This is a genomic window from Pedobacter kyonggii (assembly GCF_004310665.1).
GTDB classification, from domain to species: Bacteria; Bacteroidota; Bacteroidia; order Sphingobacteriales; family Sphingobacteriaceae; genus Pedobacter; species Pedobacter kyonggii.
This window is the reverse complement of record NZ_SIXF01000042.1, coordinates 1-17,143: the sequence shown is the minus strand read 5'-3', so window position 1 is coordinate 17,143 and position 17,143 is coordinate 1. Positions and strand designations below refer to the sequence as shown.

The window sequence follows — 17,143 nt, the reverse complement described above, 5'->3', positions numbered from 1 at the left end:
AATAAAAAACGAGTCAGAGACTCTTATTCATTCTTTAATCCGTAGAGCCCGTTGGAACTCTACGGATAGCTCTAACACCTGCGAATAAACCGAGTTTATAACTGAATATTAAAGATTGACTCAGAGACTCTTATCCTTCATATAATCAGTAGCATCTTTTAAGAGGCTAAAAATATCTTAATCTTAAAGCTTATATTGGTATATGGGAGAAAATGGTTATCAAATAAAAGATCAGGAAGCTATATATTTTATAACATTTGCTACAGTACAATGGGTAGATGTATTCACCAGAAAGGAATATTCGGATATTATTGTAGAAAGCTTAATTTATTGCCAAAAGAATAAAGGTTTAAAAATTCATGCCTGGTGTATTATGGGCAATCATCTACATTTGATTTTGTCGGTAGCTGAAAACAATAATTTGTCTGGTGCATTGAGAGATTTTAAAAAGTTTACTTCAAGTAACGTTATTAAAGCAATCAAAAATAATAATCACGAAAGTAGACGAAGTTGGATGCTTTGGATATTTAAAAAAGCTGGTGAAGAAAATAGAAGAAACAAAGATTATCAGTTTTGGCAGCAGGAAAATCATCCGGTCGAACTTTCTACAAATGAAATGATGGATCAAAGACTTAATTATTTACACGAAAATCCAGTCAGATCTGGAGCAGTTAGAAATGCAGAAGAATACGTTTATTCTTCCGCAATTGATTATTACACGACAGAAAAAGGATTAATAGAAGTAGATTTCATAGTATAATTAGGGATAGGATTGCTGGTCAGAGAACCTTTTCATTCTGCAATCCGCAAGCTTTTTGGAATGTTAAGTATAAAAAACCAACTTAAAACAACTTCAATTGCTCATTCTTTGGTGGCTTTTCTTTCCCAAAAACTGTTCTGCCACCATATTTCCAGCTTTCAGCACGTTCTTTTTGAATTACCTTTTCAAAATCCATGTTCGGAACAAAGTCTTTTTCTGCATTTTGTGCAATTTGATGTAGAGATTTGATGGCTTGTTGTTTATCTGTATTTCCAATCTTCGCTTTTTCAATTGCTTTCTGCAAAACACTTATGGTCTCATCATAAACATTTACCGGAACAGGGAAGGGATGCCCATCTTTACCGCCATGTGCAAAAGAATAACGGGCAGGGTCGCTAAATCGTGAAGGTGTACCATAAATCACCTCACTCACTAAAGCCATCGATTGTAAGGTTCTTGGCCCCATGCCTTCGAGTAATAATAATTCTTCAAAATCTCTCGGTTGCTTTTCCTGTGCTAGCCACAAGATACTTCCTAAACGTTTTAAATCTACATCTTTTGATCTTAGCTCATGATGATCGGGCAATACCAATTTTTGTATTTCATTAAGCATTCTTACTGGCGATTCAGCTGTAATGCTCATCATACTCTGTCTGGTCTTATCAGCATCATTAGCCGTGAGGTTCAGGATCTTGCCTTGATTAATACCACAGATACCGGTATGCGGTTCTTCGACAAAAGATTTTAAGTTTTCAGAATGCCAGTGGTATCTTCTTGCTGTCGAGCTACTATCGCTCATGCCTTGTTGCACCACAGCCCAATCGCCTTCGCTGCTTAAAATAAAACTATGAAGATACAATTGAAAACCATCTTGAATGGCCGTATTGTCTACTTTTGCACTAAGTTTACTGGCCCGAACCAATGCTGTCCCATTTAAACCTGTTTTATCGGCAATTTTTAAAAGTTCATTTGGCGTTTCTCTGCTGTGTTTTCCTTTGCCTCCACAGATGTAAATGCCCAACTCTTTCGATAAGGGATTGATCGATTTCTTTAAAGCACCCATTACCGATGTCGTAATGCCAGATGAATGCCAGTCCATACCCATTACAGCGCCTAAACTCTGAAACCAAAAAGGATTGCTTAAACGGCGTATTACTTCTGCTTTACCATACTCTAATAGTATAGCTTCCGTTATAGCCAGACCAAGTGTTGCCATACGCTGCGCCAGCCATGGTGGTACATGGCCATAATGTAGGGGTAAATCTGCGCTTCCTGACCTTTTCATTACTAACAAATTTAGTAAAATATTTAAAAAAAAGCTTTATTTTATTAGGGATAGAAAGGACCTGACTTTAATAAAAGCGATTAACCGGTGTAAACTAAACTTGATTGGAGTGAGCATGTCGATTTTTCATCGACATAAAACGGAAAGCAAGGCCGAACCTAACCTAAGAGTTACAACTATTGCTTTTCAGAAAAAACGATTGATGATATTTTTTGTTATTTTGAGAAACTATTCAATAGCGAAGACTCATTCATAAATGCGGAAACTCTTACAACGTTTACTCAGTGCCTGGATTATTCGCATGTCGAATAAATTTGGTTCAAGGCCAAACCGTAAACGTATCCACACGGCTTTAAATAAACTATACAAAAACATCAATACAACACCTGGTAAACGGGGACCTATTTTTGAAGTTACAGAAACTGATAAATTTATCATTTTATCTGACCAGCATAAAGGTGCCCGCGATTATGCCGATGATTTTACTTTAGCTGAAAAGAATTATTTAAAGGCACTCGAATATTACAACCAGCAAGATTTCCATTACATAAATTTGGGCGACAGTGAGGAACTTTGGGAGAATTTGCTAGAATCTGTAATTAAACACAATAAGGATGCTTTCGAAGCAGAAAAAGCTTTTATTTCAAAAAACCATTTCACTAAAATATTTGGTAACCACGATTTATATTGGGATAATGATCCTTTAGCCGGCTTTAACCTCAATAGAATTTATGGAACCAAAATCCACATTTATGAAGGGGCTATCTTAAGAATGCCGATAGGCGAAAGTAAACTTGATATTTTCTTGACCCACGGTCATCAGGGCGATTTACAGAGTGATGGAAACTGGTTTAGCAAATGGTTTGTGAGTACAGTTTGGGCGCCACTGCAATCGTACCTTCAAATTAACCCCAATACACCAGCATACAGCAACCAACTTAAAACAGCACATAATGCACTAATGTACAGCTGGGTAACTACAAAAAAGAACCTAACTTTAATTACCGGACATACACATCAGCCGGTTTTCGCATCATTAACACACCTGGAGCGGATTTATATAAAACTTAAAAAAGCAAAAAAAGAAAAGAATGCTGATGATCTTGCTGTTTTAAATGCAGCGCTTCGTAAACTAATAAAAGAAGGAGATAAAACGCCACGTTTCGGCAAATACAAACCGGGTTACTTTAATAGCGGATGTTGTTGTTTTAGTGATGGCGATATAACTGGTATCGAAATCGAGAATGGCTTTATAAGATTAATAAAATGGTCGTACCATAGAAATGCTATTCCTGAAAGAATTTTACTCGAGGAAATGAAACTCAGCGATTTATTAGATTTAAATCTATTTAATGGGTAGTGCTACGTAAAAAGTCGTACCTAAATCTTTTCCTTCACTTTCCACCCACAACTTTCCCTTATGTATATCCACTAATGCATTTACGGTGATTAATCCCAAACCATAGGTATTTTCATGATCTGTAGCGATAGCCGTTAATGTTGCGAATTTTAAGAAAATTTTATCAAGATCTTCTTCTGTTAAGCCCACACCGTTATCTTTTATTGCAATGGTTACCTCATTTTCTGCAGTTTGATGTGATATTTTAATTTCCTTTCCTTTTGGAGAAAATTTAATGGCATTGTCCAGTAATTGGCTAAAAACAACCTTAAGTTTATCCGCATCACCAAAGATTTCTACCGGAGCTTCAATATCGATCAAAACGGTTTGTTTTTTCTGTTTAAGCGTTAAATTCAAATTAAACTTTACTTCGTCGAGCACTTCTTTAAGGTCAACTTTCGCTTTTTTGGGCTTAAATGAGTGTGCTTCTTTCCGTGCAACGCTTAAAATATCATTCAGATTATCAATTATTCTTTTCGATTGTGCATTAATCTTGCCGGCAATCAATGAAGCCTTGTCATCAATACCTAGAATACGTCCCAGCAATTCAGATTGAAGTGAAATGGTTGTCATCGGGTTTTTAAGATCATGAACAAGCACATGTAAACGATCATCGTAGGCCCTTAAAGCTCTTCTAGTTGCAATTCTAGATTCCAGTTTTTCCATTACCATACCAGCTAAATGCCTAAGCATTTTTAGCTGCCGCTCTTCGGCTGTTTTAAATTTAGTATCGGCGACGTAAATCAGGCCAAGATGATAACCCTCAGGCGAGCTGATCGGAGTAGAGGCAAAAAAAGTATATGCATCACTTTTTAAAGTTAAGCCGATTGATGATCCAACTTGAGCTTTCATAAAAATGTCGCCATCCATCTGAAAACCGATACCTGCGTTCGGAACATCAAATATTTCAGCAGCCAATTGTGCAATCTGATCAAAAGCACTTTCTGCAGGTGTACTTAAAATCTCGTAGTATCCTAATTTTCCTAAACGCAAGGTTTCATCTGACGGAATCATGTTATCTGCTTTTTAGTAATGCATTTAAGGTTTAATTAATATATAAGAGTGAATAACTAAAGGTAAAAATTATGTGCAAATACTGTAGATAATATAAACAATTAAGTCGTAAATTTCGTTAATATAAAGTTGGAATAAATAAGGACGAAGGCTTTAAATTACTACAAACAGCATAAATAATGAGATTATACATAGAACGTAAACCTGTTAAGGTTAACCCGGATACTAAAAGAGTTATTGCCCGTTTTTTTTTTAACGGAGAGGAGAGAGCATTAGAAGTAATCAGGAAGGTTTTAGAGTTTTCAGACGAAAAAGTTTTTTCGTTGATATCGCCCATCTTACAGGAATATTCTAAAAGGCATCGAAATATCACTAAAATATTAAGCCGCCACTGCAAAAAATTAAAAAAGCAATTTATTGCGCTAGGTACTGAAATAGAGGATTTGGATGAATATACCAAGCTGCTTATTGGCGCTTATTTTACCCACGAATACTCTATTGAATCTGCCGCCTTTTTCAATCCAAGTATTGTAGACGACCCTGATCAAACCGATTTAGTAGAAGGCGAAAAGCGGGTAATTATTAGTTTTAGGGCTGTTGGCGAAGGTCACATTTCTTCTATTGTTTTCCGTCGGGCTTTAATTGACAAAGACAATAATATCCAGGTTTTACCTGTTGGAAATTATGTGGATGAGGCTGAGGTGGTGAAGAATGCCATTTACGTAAAAAAACTATTCTTAAAAAAAGCAGCCTACGCGCAGATTGATCCTTCTGTATTAGAGGAAATTGAATCAAAACTGGATGATAAATTTGAATATACCAGTTTGAGCAATATCATTAAAGATTCTAAAAGTTTACATAAAGAAAACCCGGATCGTTTAATCGAGTACGATAAAATACTTTGGCTATCAGACACTTACCACACCATAACTTTTTCAAAAGATACAGATATTTCTGACCGTGTAATTTTCCCGATTTCTGAATTTGAGCGTAAAGGAATTGAAGACGCACGTTTTGTAAAATTTATTAAAGATGATGGCAAAGTACTGTACTACGCCACATACACTGCTTTCGACGGTTCTTTAATTATTCCCAAACTAGTACAAACTGAAGATTTTTATGAGTTTAAAGTGATCCCACTTTATGGCGATGGTGCACAAAATAAGAATCTGGCATTATTTCCACGAAAAATTAAAGGGAAATATGTGATGATGAGCCGGATAGACGGCTGGAACAATTACCTGATGTTTTCTGATAAAGTTAATGTATGGGAAAACCCGGTTCTTTTAAAACAACCACGGTACGATTGGGAGCTGGTACAGATCGGCAATTGTGGCTCTCCGATAGAAACAGAAAAAGGATGGATTGTAATTACACATGGGGTAGGGCCAATGCGGAGATACTGTATCGGGGTAAGTTTATTGGATCTTGAAAACCCAAGTATCGAAATAGGCCATTTAAAAGAACCGTTGATTATTCCGAATAATGATGAACGTGAAGGTTATGTGCCCAACGTGGTATATTCCTGCGGATCAATTATCAGTAATGGCGAATTAATTATTCCTTATGGTTTATCTGATTATAGTTCCTCGTTTGCTAGTGTAAATTTGGAGTTGCTGCTAGCTAAATTGCTGGAAAATAATTAATTTGAATCTAAATCATGAAGGACTAGATAGACCCTGAAATAAATTCAGGGTGACGTAACGATTAGTAAGATCCGCATGCAGAACTTATTTCAATATCTATCATTAAGGCCAGATATACCCTGAAATAGATTCAGGGCAACGATCGTCTTAACTTAATTCGTTTAAGCAAATACCACAAAAGGCTGATTCATTTCTGAATCAGCCTTTTTTTATCTTTTCGGGGTAACTTCTTCTAGCTACACTTATCTGCCTCCACCAAGGGAGACGACAGCGTTTCATATTCTGCTTCTGCAGCCTTTAATATGGCCAAATGGGAGATAAAATAGGCCAATGTACTCTCAGCACCTTGATTCCTGTTTACACTGTTAAACTGTAGTCCATCTGCACATCCATGTGTTTCAAAATCGTATAAAGGAATATGCAGGCTGTTTTTCCCTAAGAACCACTCGTAGCTGATATGCATTAAATTTAAATATTTATCATCTTTGGTTACCTCGAATGTTTTAGCATAGAGTAAAACCATTGCCATCGTTTCTATAGCCTGTTGGTCATATATAGGATTTTTCCCATGTTTTTTCATCCATCCCGCATTTCCAACCGGATTGAGATATCCATTTTCGAAAGAGAAACTATTCAAAAATTCAATACTCTCCATCGCAATTTTATAAGATGTTGTATTTCCGGTCACTTCGTAATGATGAAGCAAAGCCAAAGGAAGGATTGCATTATCATAGGTAAGAATATCTTCAAACCAATGCCAATCGCCATCCTTATTGTCTTGATAAGATGCCATTAATGAATTGGCCAGCATATTGATTTCTTTTGTAATTAACTCATCACCAGGATGGGCACAGAGATAATAGGATAGACCAATAATGGTATTGGCTTTTCCACGGAGATATTTTAATGCTTTAAAATGCGGAATAGAATGCGAAAATAATTCTCTACCAAATTCACGGTAAGAATTGTTGGGTGCACTGCAAACTAAATAACCCAATGACCAGATGGTACGGCCAAAAGAATCTTCTGAGCCTATTTCATCCAAATAATTGCGGTTAAAGCTCAAGAAATTCCTAAAATTCCCATCATCGGTTTGCATATATTGAATAAAGCTGAGATAAACAGGCATGAATTTTAAAGCTTTAGGATTTTTATCCTGCTCAATAGCCATTAATGCCATAATCAAAGCTCTGGCATTATCATCAATGCAATAACCTTCTTTCAGATTTGGAATGCCAAAACGGGCATGCTGAATAATTCCGGTATCATCTGTTAATAGCGAAATATGATCTAAGTTAAGCGCTGGCATACCTTCTATATCAATAATAGGAGGAGTAATTCTTTCTGGCTTTTTTCCTACAGCCATAGCTTCATTTAATACGTTAAGATAAACACTTCCAATGGCTGGCCATCGAAGATTTAAACCATATTCGTAGGCATTTTGCCTCAGCTTTTGATATCTATCCTGATCACTTAATAGTTCATTAACAATGGTTGCCAGTTGTGCATCATTTTTGAAATCAAATAATTTGCCTCTATTATCGGCTAAAAGCTCTTGTGCATGCCAATATGGAGTAGAAACTACTGCTGCACCTGCACCAATAGCATAAGATAAAGTGCCACTGGTTATCTGAGCTTCATTTAAATAGGGCGTGATGTATAAATAACAGGCTGTTAAATACTGGTGCAATTCTTCTTCAGATACAAATTTATTAACGAAAGCTATATTGTTTTCTACACCTAAATCTTTTGCCAATGCTTTCAAACTATCGCGATACTCTTCGCCATTATGCTTTACTACGCCAGGATGAGTATTGCCCAGAATCACATATAAAACATCTGGGTGTTGAGCAACAATTCCTGGAAGAGCTTTAATTACCGTTTCTAATCCTTTATTCCGGCTAATTAATCCAAATGTAAAAAGCACCTTTCGATCCGTAAAAAGCGCACTCTGCTTAATTTCGTTATTGGGTATAGGTTCCAGATCCGGAACGCCATGTTCAATTAATTTGATTGAAGTCTTAGGGATCTGGTAAATACTGGTTAAAAACATGACTGCTTTTTTGCTCATTACCACTATTTTAGATGATTTAACTGCAATCTCTTTAATAATGGTCTGTTGCATAAAATTCGGTTCTTTTAAAACCGTATGCAAAATGGTAATGAATGGCTTTTTTAATCTATTAATTAACGACAATAAGAATACGCCGCTGTTGCCACCATATATACCGAATTCATGTTCAATAATACAACTATCTACATCACTGTCATTGATAAAGTCTGCAGCATCAATATAATCTTTTTGATTTTGCTGACGGATAACGAATTTCACTTCGCTTGGGTAATCGTGTTCATTAACATCATCCGATTCATTTAATGCAACAACAAAGCTTTTCTGTGAATTATAAGCAGGATTTAAACTTAGGGCATTAACCAAATTTTGATTAAATGTAGCTAAACCGCATTCACGAGGAGGATAGGTTGAAATGTAGGCGATTTTCATATGTATTCAAATAGGGTTGATACTTAAATAACATTGTATTATCTAAATAGTTTGTGATTTCCTCAATTTACGCTTAATAAAGCCAAAACAATCTGATTTAGACACTTGTTAGTAAGTAAATATTTAACTATGAGATCAATATGGAAAGGTTCTATTGGATTTGGTTTGGTAAACATTCCAATTAAGTTGTTTTCTGCTGTCCAGAATAGTAATCTCGACTTAGATATGCTCGATGAGCGTGATCACGCAAAGATTAAATTTTTAAGGGTAAATGAAAATACCCATAAAGAAGTACCTTATGAGAAGATTGTTAGAGGCTATTTTTTAAAAGACAGGTATGTTGTGCTAGATAAGCACGATTTTGAAGAGGCTGCACCTGAGAAAACTAAAATTATTGAATTAGAGAATTTTGTTGATATAAAAGAGATTAATCCTATTTATTATGAAACTTCTTATTACACCGAGCCTGAAAAGCAGGGCAAAAAAGCTTATGGTTTATTGCTAAAGGCCTTAGAGAAATCGGGTAAGGCCGGAGTGGCCAGGTTCGTATTAAGGAACACAGAAAATCTTTGTGTGATCCATCCTATGGAGCATGTAATTGTAATTACTAAAATTAGGTTTGAGCAGGAAATAAGGAGTTTATCAGAAATTAACAAGGTTGATGATATTACCATCACCAAAAAAGAAATGGATGTAGGCTTGGCCTTGATTAAACAATACAGCTCCAAATTCGACTTGAGCGCCTTTAAAGATGATTACAGTAGTGAATTATTGAAGATTATAAAAGCAAAGTCTAAAGGCAAACGGGCAACGGTTAAAAAGATGAAACCACAAAAAGCCACAAGCGACGACCTTTATGATCAATTGATGCAGAGTTTGGGTTCGAAGAAAGGGGCATAATTAGTTTGGAGTCTGCAGTGGGCGTTTTGAGTCAATTATAGCCGTAAAATGAATTTAGGTAATGCCACAGCTTAGTTAGGTTTAGTGGTTAGCATAAAGGGGTTAGGGCTACAACCAGAAATGTATTTGGGGCTTGAGGCAATTGAGTAGTTAGACAAATCCGAGAAATAATTTAACAACAGATATGAAGGATCGGCACAGATACGGAAATCCGTGTTTACCTGTGTCCATCTGTGGCTAAAAACACTCAGCGCAAAACGCCATGCAAGAACAGCCCTGGAATAAATACCACTCCAGGGCTGTTTTTTATTTAAAAGCAGCTTTTAATTGATCAGCAGCATAGGCCTGAGCCGCTTTCGCTTCTGGTACAAGCAACGCCATACCAAAAAATTCATGTGTTACGCCTTCATAATTTTTACTGTTCACTTTTACCCCGGCAGCTTTCAGTTTATCAGCCAACATTACACCATCATCGTGCAAAGGATCTATTTCGGCCGTAATAATAGTTGTTGATGGAAGCCCATTTAAATTGGCATTAACCAATGATATTTTAGGGTCCTGTGCTTCAATCACTGTAGTTAGATATTTCTCTGTAAACCAGCCCATCATTGCTTTGTTCAGGGGTTTGGCTTTTTCATACATTTTATAAGATTCGGTGTTCATATCAGCCTGAGCAATGGGATAGATCAAAACCTGGTGCACGGGAAGCATAATGTGTTTGTCTCTGGCCACAATAGATACGTTTGCTGCTAAATTTCCGCCTGCACTTTCACCAACAACTGCGATCTTAGCTGGATCGGCTTTTAAATCTACCGCATTTTTAACTGCCCATTCGTAAGCTGTAAAAGCATCGTTATGTGCAGTGGGGAACTTATTTTCGGGTGCTAAGCGGTAAGCTACAGAAACCACAATAGCACCAACCTGCTCTGCCAAAGCCTGTGCAGATGCATTATAAATATCTAAATTGGCAATAACGAAACCACCACCATGATAATAAACAATTAATGGATAAGGCCCGCTGCCTGCTTTAGGCGTATAAATGCGAAGATGGATTTTACCTCCGCTAATATCAATATCTTTCCCCATGGTATCTACCTTAGCACCTGGCACGGTTATATTATTTTGTTTTGCCAAATCCATTACCGCATCGGTTGGTGTATGATTTTTGCGTGCATCGGTAGCACTTAAAGTTTCTAAAGGCTTATCTCCATAGCTATTTAATTTTTCTATTACAGCCTGCATTTCTGGCTTTATTGTTTTCCCCCACTCGGGGGCAGGACCTGCAGGTTTTAATGCTGCTGTTAGGGTAGAGTCGGTTATGGTCGAATCTGTAAGAGTAGTCGTTTTTGTTTCGCTTGTACAAGCAGAAATCCAAACGGCCACAGCACAAATAAATGAAGCAGGTTTTAACCAGTTAGTTTTCATAGGATTGATTTATTTTATAAATGTTGTTTGTATAACAGTATCAGTAAGATAGTGTTTTTGTTGCTACTCAACTTTTCCTAATTTATTTAAATGGCAAACATCTTCGCGAATTAGTGTGTTCTTAAATAAATGAAATTTTATGCTAACAGAAATAACAGGGTTACCAGATCATATTTTTGGTGTAAGAGCTACCGGAGAAGTGACAAGCGATGATGTAAAGAGCGTTTTATTAGCAGGTTTGAAAAGAACCGCTGAGCGTTTTAAAGAAATCAGATATTTACTGGTTTTAGAAACTGACGTGAAAAATTTCACTGCGGGTGCCTGGGTGCAGGATGTTAAAGCCGGTCTACAAAATTTTACCAAATGGAAAAAAATTGCAGTAGTAAGTGCCGAAAAAGGAGTAGAGTGGTTTACTGATGTTTTTACATTAGCTACACCAGGTAAATCTAAAGGCTTTAAACCGGAAGAGATAGAAGAAGCAAAAGCATGGCTGGATACTGAAGATTAAAGATTAAAAAAGATGAAAAATTCTAAAACATCGGCAGAAAGTAGCAAGGCTACCGCACCGAAAAATGCAAAAGCTAAAGGTGCTGATGATAAAGTAACATCAGCCAAAGATGCCAAGAAAGTAAATGTAACTAAAGACGCTCCCGTTAAACATAAAAAACCTTAATAATTAGAAGCAAAATCCTAGTTTATGAAGACTGATGCCAGTAATATCGAGCATTTTTATGATAAGGCCTACGATTGGATAATTGAAAAAGGACCATCTGTAATTTTAGGTATAGTTTTGCTTATTTTGGGCTTATGGCTAATTAAGCTACTAGGAAAATGGATGAAGAATGGTATGCACCGTAAAGACATAAACCCGTCGTTACGGCCATTTTTAACCAGTTTATTACTCATTACCTTAAGGGTTTTACTGGTACTTACCATAATGCAGATTATTGGCATTCAGCTTACTTTTTTAACGGTACTTATTGGTGGTATTGGAATTGCGGCAGGTTTAGCTTTATCGGGTACACTGCAAAATTTTGCCAGTGGTGTATTGATTTTACTGTTGAAACCTTTCGTTGTGGGCGATAATATTATTGCGCAAAGTCAGGAAGGGACGGTAACATCGATCCAGATATTTTATACCATCGTTAAAACATTCGATAATAGAACGGTAGTTATTCCAAATAGCAAATTATCAAACGAAGTCATTATCAATATCAGCAGGGAAGGCAGCAGGAGGTTGGATATTGAAATGAAGTTTAGCTATGCTATCGATTATGAGCAGATCGTAACTGTTTTCAATAAAACTGTTGATGAATTTAAAGCTTGTCTAAAAACACCGGAAAGAAGAATCGGTGTGTCTGCTTTAGAAGATAGTGGATTTAAAGTAAGTTTAAATGTTTGGGTTAAAGCACACGGTTTTACAGATACTAAACTTTCTTTTTTGGAAGTGCTGATGAAAAACCTAAAACTAGGAGGAATAAAATTACCCGGTATGCCCGAATAAAAGACTTACTTTCTCAATAATGCGTAAATCTTATCCATCAATTCATCTATATTAAATGGCTTTGCCATAAAATCATCTGCTTCTATTCCATCTAAGGTATAATTATTGGCATTATAACGGGCCGAAATCATTAAAACAGGAATATGCTGTGTAGCTGCGGTATCTTTAAGCTCTTTTAGAAGTACCCTTCCATCAGCGTCAGGAAGCATAATATCCATTATTATTACATCCGGATTAAATTTCTGAACATGGTTAATAAAATCTGCACCTTTGTTTAGTCCATCAACGTTAAAAGCTTCGCTTTCTAAAATAAGGGTTATAACATCAAGGATTGCATGATTATCTTCGATAACCAAAATATTCTTTTTTGCCAAAGTTGAGATGATTTTTAAATTTCAAACAAATATATAATAAAAAATAAATCTCAAAACCGAATTTTACCAAAATAGAGACATTCTAAAAAGAGGATTAATATTTGTTAATTCGTGAAATTAAATACGCTGCAATATTAAAAATATATGACTAAATTTTCTGTTGACCTAAACAACTGCGATAAAGAACCCATTCATATTCCTGGTAAAATTCAATCACATGGCTTTCTGGTAGCAGTTGATAAGTGCAGCCTATCCATTACCTACATTAGTGAAAATGTAGTAGTCTTTTTAGCGGAAGAAGCTAAAAGCCTATTAAACAAACAGCTTTCGGTGTTAAACCAGTTTATCAAGCAACAAGATCCAGCGTTTAATATCGAAGAATTACTTAAGCTAGGTATTATCCGTAAAAGCTTTGATGCAATTAGTCCACATCCTGTTGAAATTAATGGCCTTTCTTTTTATCTGATTATTTCTTCATCAGAAAGTGATTGGCTTTTAGAATTTGAACCAGTAACCTTACAATTTGATATTCAGAATTCTATAGGTCGCTCAGCTTCGTCTATGCTTCAGGGGAAAAGTATTTCAGCGCTGTTAAAAGGTGCTGCTCAAGAAGTAAAAAAACTGATCAATTACGATCGGATTATGATCTATAAATTTTTAGAGGACGGTCATGGCGAAGTTGTAGCAGAGGAAAAAGAGGCAGATTTAGAACCTTTTTTTGGATTGCATTACCCTGCATCTGATATTCCTAAACAGGCTCGTGCGCTTTATAAACTAAATTTAACCAGGTTAATTGCCGATGTAAACATAACTGATTCGCCAATTCTAACTTTTAAAGAAAACGAGGCACTCGATTTAACCAACGGTAGCTTACGCGCCGTATCGCCCATACATATTCAATATCTGAAGAATATGGGGGTTCATTCGAGTTTTAGTATATCCTTAATCTCTCATGGCGAATTATGGGGGTTAATTGCCTGCCATAACTATAGCCCTAAGTTTATAGACTATAAAGCCAGGGAAGGGGCTAAGTTAATCGGGCAGATCCTTTCCTCAGCGTTAGAATATCGCCAGGAAGAAGAAGATGCAGCCGTTATTGAGCAATTTAAAAGTACTGCCAATGTTCTTTTAGAACATTTAAACCGTGATAAATATTTAGTTGAGGCCGTAACCACCCACAAAAGAACTATTTTAGATGCAACCAAAGCTTCGGGAGTGGCCATTATTTTCGAAAATGAACTTAAAACTATCGGGAATGTACCATCAGAAGAAGAAATAAGAGAACTCGTTGAATGGTTAAAAACAACCAATGATGAATCGATATATTATACCCATCGATTGTCTGAAATCCATTCTCCAGCTAAAAAATACAAGTCAATAGCCTCTGGACTTCTTTCTTGTATGCTAAATAAAGAAATGGGCGAAATGATTATCTGGTTTAAACCCGAAATCATCACTACAGTGAATTGGGCAGGAAACCCTGAAAAACCTGTGGTTCCTTCAGAAAATGGCTTGTTAAACCTATCTCCCCGTAAATCTTTCGAAATCTGGTCGCAGGTTGTAAATAATACATCTGAAAAATGGATGGCTGAAGAAATTGCTTCGGTTTTAAGAATACGCGAAATAATTATTACCGACATCAATAAAAAAGCCAACGAAATTAGGCTGCTTAATGAAAAGCTACAGGCCGCTTACGAAGAATTAGATACTTTTAGCTATACGGTTTCGCACGATTTAAGAACACCATTAACCTCAATAAAAACTTATGCCGAGCTTATGCTTAAAAATAATAGCATTGATGAAAATGGCCAAAAAATGTTGAATAGGATTTTAATAGGTGCTGATAAAATGAATTTCTTAATTAAAGAGATCCTAAATTTAGCAAGAGTTGGCCGTTCTGAAATAAATTTTGAAACAGTTGATATAGCATCGCTGTTAAAAGAAATAAGAAGTGAGGTGTGGTCGGCCTTTAAAGCAGACCGTACCGAATTAGTTTTGGGGCAACTCCCAAATATAAAAGGAGATAAGACCATGATAGCGCAGGTTTTTACAAACTTGATTGGTAACGCAGTAAAATACTCGGCCATGGTGGACAAACCTAAAGTAGAGGTTTCTGCGTATATTGACGGAGGAGAGACTATCTATGCGGTTAAAGATAATGGTATAGGAATAGACAACCGTTATTACGACCGGGTTTTTGAGCTTTTTAAGCGCATGGATAATGTTAAGGAAATAGAAGGAACAGGAGTGGGGCTGGCCATTGTAAAAAGGATTGTAGAAAAACACAACAGTAGGGTTTGGTTTGAGAGTAAGTTAAATGTAGGATCTACCTTTTTTGTTGCTTTTAAAAACAGATAAAATGAAAATACCAGATATATTTTATGTTGAGGATGATATTGACTATGCATTTTTTATGCAAAGTGCTGTACAAGAGGTTAAGGATACCCTTAATTTAACTATAATTGAAGATGGGGCGGAAGCATTGCAAAAACTTCAGCATTTTGCTGAAAGTAAAATCAAACCTAAACTAATTTTGCTTGATTTGAATCTGCCTGGCTTATCGGGACTAGATCTGTTAAAATTTATACGGGATATTCCTTATCTCAAAACGATACCTGTAATCTTGTTTTCTACGTCTGATAATCCTGATGATATAAAAGCGTCAATAGAGTTTGGTGCTAATGCCTATCTTACCAAACCTGATGGTTACGAGAACCTACTTAAATGTGTACATTCTGTACACGATTTTTGGTTTAACCAACATTTGAGGTTAAATTAAATTTTATAAAACCATATGGAGAGATTCGGGTATTAAATCCGGATCTTTTCTTTTTAATAATTAAACTCCCAAATATGATTGCCAATTTATTGAGAACCGAAACAGCAGAAAACCATAAAACATTAGAATCCTTAATGTTTGTGAATGAGATTATGAACAATTCTTTAAGCATTGATCAGTATAAAAAGCTGTTAACCATTAATTATATTATTCACCAGAAATTAGAGAATACGCTCGCCAACATGTTGGATACAGTTATTGCCGAGCAATTGGAAATGAAAAGCAGATTGAAACTGACTGCTTTAGAAGAAGACTTAAAATATTGGAATATAGATAGTTTAACATTACCAGGTTTAGATTTTGAATTGTTTGTTCCAGAAAAAAATACAGCCGAAGTTTTAGGGGCGCTGTATGTGTTAGAAGGGGCTACATTGGGCGGAAACGTAATTAAAAGGCATATTTTAGCAAATCCAAATTTTAAAGACCAGGAAAGAGGCCTAAATTATTATGGCGTTTACGGCGATGAACTGAGTACGAAATGGAAAATATTTGTCTCTGTAATAAACCAGACGGTTGCTGAGGCAGATTATAAACGCTGTATAAATAGCGCCAATTTAACCTTCGATAACCTGATCAACTTATCGAAACAACTGAAATAAGTTGCCAGATTTTGATCACAAATTCCGAAAAAATACCTCTATAATAGTGCCAGGGCATTTTTTTGATTGTGTAAATGTGCAAAACTTCTTTCAAATAAATATTTGCTTTCTGTTGTTAATTCAAGGTAAATATGTATTATTGAAAAAATAAATTTTTTAAACCTTAAAAACATCAATTAGCGATGGAAAAATTCTCAAAAGTTAAAGCTGCTGTTGCTGCTATCGAAGCAGATGTAGAAAAATTTTATAATGCTGGCAATGCAGCTGCTGGTACTCGTGTGCGTAAAGCAATGCAAGATCTTAAAGTTTTAGCACAAGAAATCCGTGCAGAAGTAACTGACAAGAAAAACTCTGGAAAATAATATTTCGCGAGTAAGAAACAAAAAGGGTTCTGGTATGCCGGGGCCCTTTTTGCGTTTATAATGTTAGTTAGACTTACGAAGTCTAAATGCGATGCGTGTGTAAGACTTCGTAAGTCTTGCAGCTACTCGCCCCGTCACCCTGAACTTGTTTCAGGGTCTTCTTGTAGCATGATAGATGCTGACCGCGGAGTAGCTACAAAGCAATTGAAAATACTATTTCTGCTTGTAAAACAAATCCGATAGCTCCTAAAATCCGCATGTCTGTCGTAATCTGAATATTACTAAGTTCTAAAAATGAATATCACCTGATTTTATTCCGCGATAATTATATTTATAGGCGGAAGTTCATTTTTGATTGGCATTTCTGAACAGATTTGGGGTCGAAATTTTATTTTAGGCATAAAAATGAAATAGACATCCCCTCCTGGCTATATTTCAGGTAACATATTAGCGCTAAGTATTTCTTTTAGTGATCCTGATGCTATGGGTAGCTATGATCTATTGAGTAAATTCTTAATTTCAGCTGTCTGCCC

Annotated in this window: 16 protein-coding genes; 11 read left to right on the top strand and 5 right to left on the bottom strand. The window is 36.0% G+C overall.

The features are described 5' to 3' along the window. The first annotated feature begins 202 nt into the window (after positions 1 to 202). Entirely contained in the window at positions 203 to 760 is a 558-nt protein-coding gene (locus tag EYS08_RS23725; RefSeq protein WP_131032424.1) for an REP-associated tyrosine transposase, read from the top strand. An 82-nt stretch (positions 761 to 842) separates the two neighbouring features. Here EYS08_RS23725 and EYS08_RS23720 read toward each other — a convergent pair whose 3' ends face one another. Further along, the gene (locus tag EYS08_RS23720) at positions 843 to 2,045 is read right to left on the bottom strand and encodes a DUF763 domain-containing protein (RefSeq protein WP_131032423.1); all 1,203 of its coding nucleotides are present in this window, start codon (positions 2,043 to 2,045) and stop codon (positions 843 to 845) included. 256 nt (positions 2,046 to 2,301) lie between these two features. Between EYS08_RS23720 and EYS08_RS23715 the strand changes: the two genes are divergently transcribed. Beyond that, positions 2,302 to 3,405 (top strand): metallophosphoesterase, encoded by a 1,104-nt coding sequence (locus tag EYS08_RS23715; protein WP_131032422.1) that lies wholly within the window; start codon positions 2,302 to 2,304, stop codon positions 3,403 to 3,405. Here the strand turns inward: EYS08_RS23715 and EYS08_RS23710 are convergent. Further along, positions 3,391 to 4,458, bottom strand: coding sequence for a sensor histidine kinase (locus tag EYS08_RS23710; protein WP_131032421.1), 1,068 nt, complete (start codon positions 4,456 to 4,458; stop codon positions 3,391 to 3,393). The two genes, EYS08_RS23715 and EYS08_RS23710, sit on opposite strands and share 15 nt — an antisense overlap. 179 nt (positions 4,459 to 4,637) lie before the next feature. Between EYS08_RS23710 and EYS08_RS23705 the strand changes: the two genes are divergently transcribed. Continuing rightward, positions 4,638 to 6,104 (top strand): glycoside hydrolase family 130 protein, encoded by a 1,467-nt coding sequence (locus EYS08_RS23705; RefSeq protein WP_131032420.1) that lies wholly within the window; start codon positions 4,638 to 4,640, stop codon positions 6,102 to 6,104. A 232-nt stretch (positions 6,105 to 6,336) separates the two neighbouring features. Here EYS08_RS23705 and EYS08_RS23700 read toward each other — a convergent pair whose 3' ends face one another. Continuing rightward, positions 6,337 to 8,607, bottom strand: coding sequence for a glycosyltransferase (locus EYS08_RS23700; protein WP_131032419.1), 2,271 nt, complete (start codon positions 8,605 to 8,607; stop codon positions 6,337 to 6,339). A gap of 129 nt (positions 8,608 to 8,736) precedes the next feature. Between EYS08_RS23700 and ku the strand changes: the two genes are divergently transcribed. Continuing rightward, the gene (ku, locus tag EYS08_RS23695) at positions 8,737 to 9,507 is read left to right on the top strand and encodes a non-homologous end joining protein Ku (RefSeq protein ID WP_057934398.1); all 771 of its coding nucleotides are present in this window, start codon (positions 8,737 to 8,739) and stop codon (positions 9,505 to 9,507) included. Between the two features lie 306 nt (positions 9,508 to 9,813). On the opposite strand, the gene EYS08_RS23690 is transcribed toward ku, so the two are convergent. Next, positions 9,814 to 10,932, bottom strand: coding sequence for an alpha/beta hydrolase (locus EYS08_RS23690; protein ID WP_131032418.1), 1,119 nt, complete (start codon positions 10,930 to 10,932; stop codon positions 9,814 to 9,816). Positions 10,933 to 11,071: 139 nt separating this feature from the next. On the opposite strand from EYS08_RS23690, the gene EYS08_RS23685 reads away from it, so the two are divergent. The 3 genes from EYS08_RS23685 to EYS08_RS23680 are packed head-to-tail and all read left to right on the top strand — an operon-like array spanning position 11,072 to position 12,436. Continuing rightward, positions 11,072 to 11,440: a SpoIIAA family protein gene (locus EYS08_RS23685; protein WP_131032417.1), complete on the top strand. Its 369-nt coding sequence runs from the start codon at positions 11,072 to 11,074 to the stop codon at positions 11,438 to 11,440. A gap of 12 nt (positions 11,441 to 11,452) precedes the next feature. Then, a complete protein-coding gene (locus EYS08_RS25925; protein WP_165456547.1) occupies positions 11,453 to 11,605 on the top strand; it encodes a hypothetical protein in 153 nt (50 codons plus the stop codon). A gap of 24 nt (positions 11,606 to 11,629) precedes the next feature. Continuing rightward, on the top strand, positions 11,630 to 12,436 hold the full coding sequence (locus EYS08_RS23680; RefSeq protein WP_131032416.1) for a mechanosensitive ion channel family protein: 807 nt from the start codon (positions 11,630 to 11,632) through the stop codon (positions 12,434 to 12,436). Between the two features lie 5 nt (positions 12,437 to 12,441). On the opposite strand, the gene EYS08_RS23675 is transcribed toward EYS08_RS23680, so the two are convergent. Next, positions 12,442 to 12,810: a response regulator transcription factor gene (locus tag EYS08_RS23675; RefSeq protein WP_131032415.1), complete on the bottom strand. Its 369-nt coding sequence runs from the start codon at positions 12,808 to 12,810 to the stop codon at positions 12,442 to 12,444. A 144-nt stretch (positions 12,811 to 12,954) separates the two neighbouring features. Here EYS08_RS23675 and EYS08_RS23670 point away from each other — a divergent pair, with 144 nt between their 5' ends. From EYS08_RS23670 to EYS08_RS23655, 4 genes are all read left to right on the top strand, one after another. Then, positions 12,955 to 15,168, top strand: coding sequence for an ATP-binding protein (locus EYS08_RS23670; RefSeq protein ID WP_131032414.1), 2,214 nt, complete (start codon positions 12,955 to 12,957; stop codon positions 15,166 to 15,168). 1 nt (position 15,169) lies between these two features. Continuing rightward, positions 15,170 to 15,589: a response regulator gene (locus EYS08_RS23665; protein WP_131032413.1), complete on the top strand. Its 420-nt coding sequence runs from the start codon at positions 15,170 to 15,172 to the stop codon at positions 15,587 to 15,589. 74 nt (positions 15,590 to 15,663) lie between these two features. Further along, complete coding sequence (locus EYS08_RS23660; protein WP_131032412.1) at positions 15,664 to 16,248, top strand: biliverdin-producing heme oxygenase; 585 nt, start codon at positions 15,664 to 15,666, stop codon at positions 16,246 to 16,248. 182 nt (positions 16,249 to 16,430) lie between these two features. Continuing rightward, positions 16,431 to 16,610, top strand: coding sequence for a hypothetical protein (locus tag EYS08_RS23655; RefSeq protein ID WP_010602585.1), 180 nt, complete (start codon positions 16,431 to 16,433; stop codon positions 16,608 to 16,610). Positions 16,611 to 17,143: the final 533 nt, after the last annotated feature.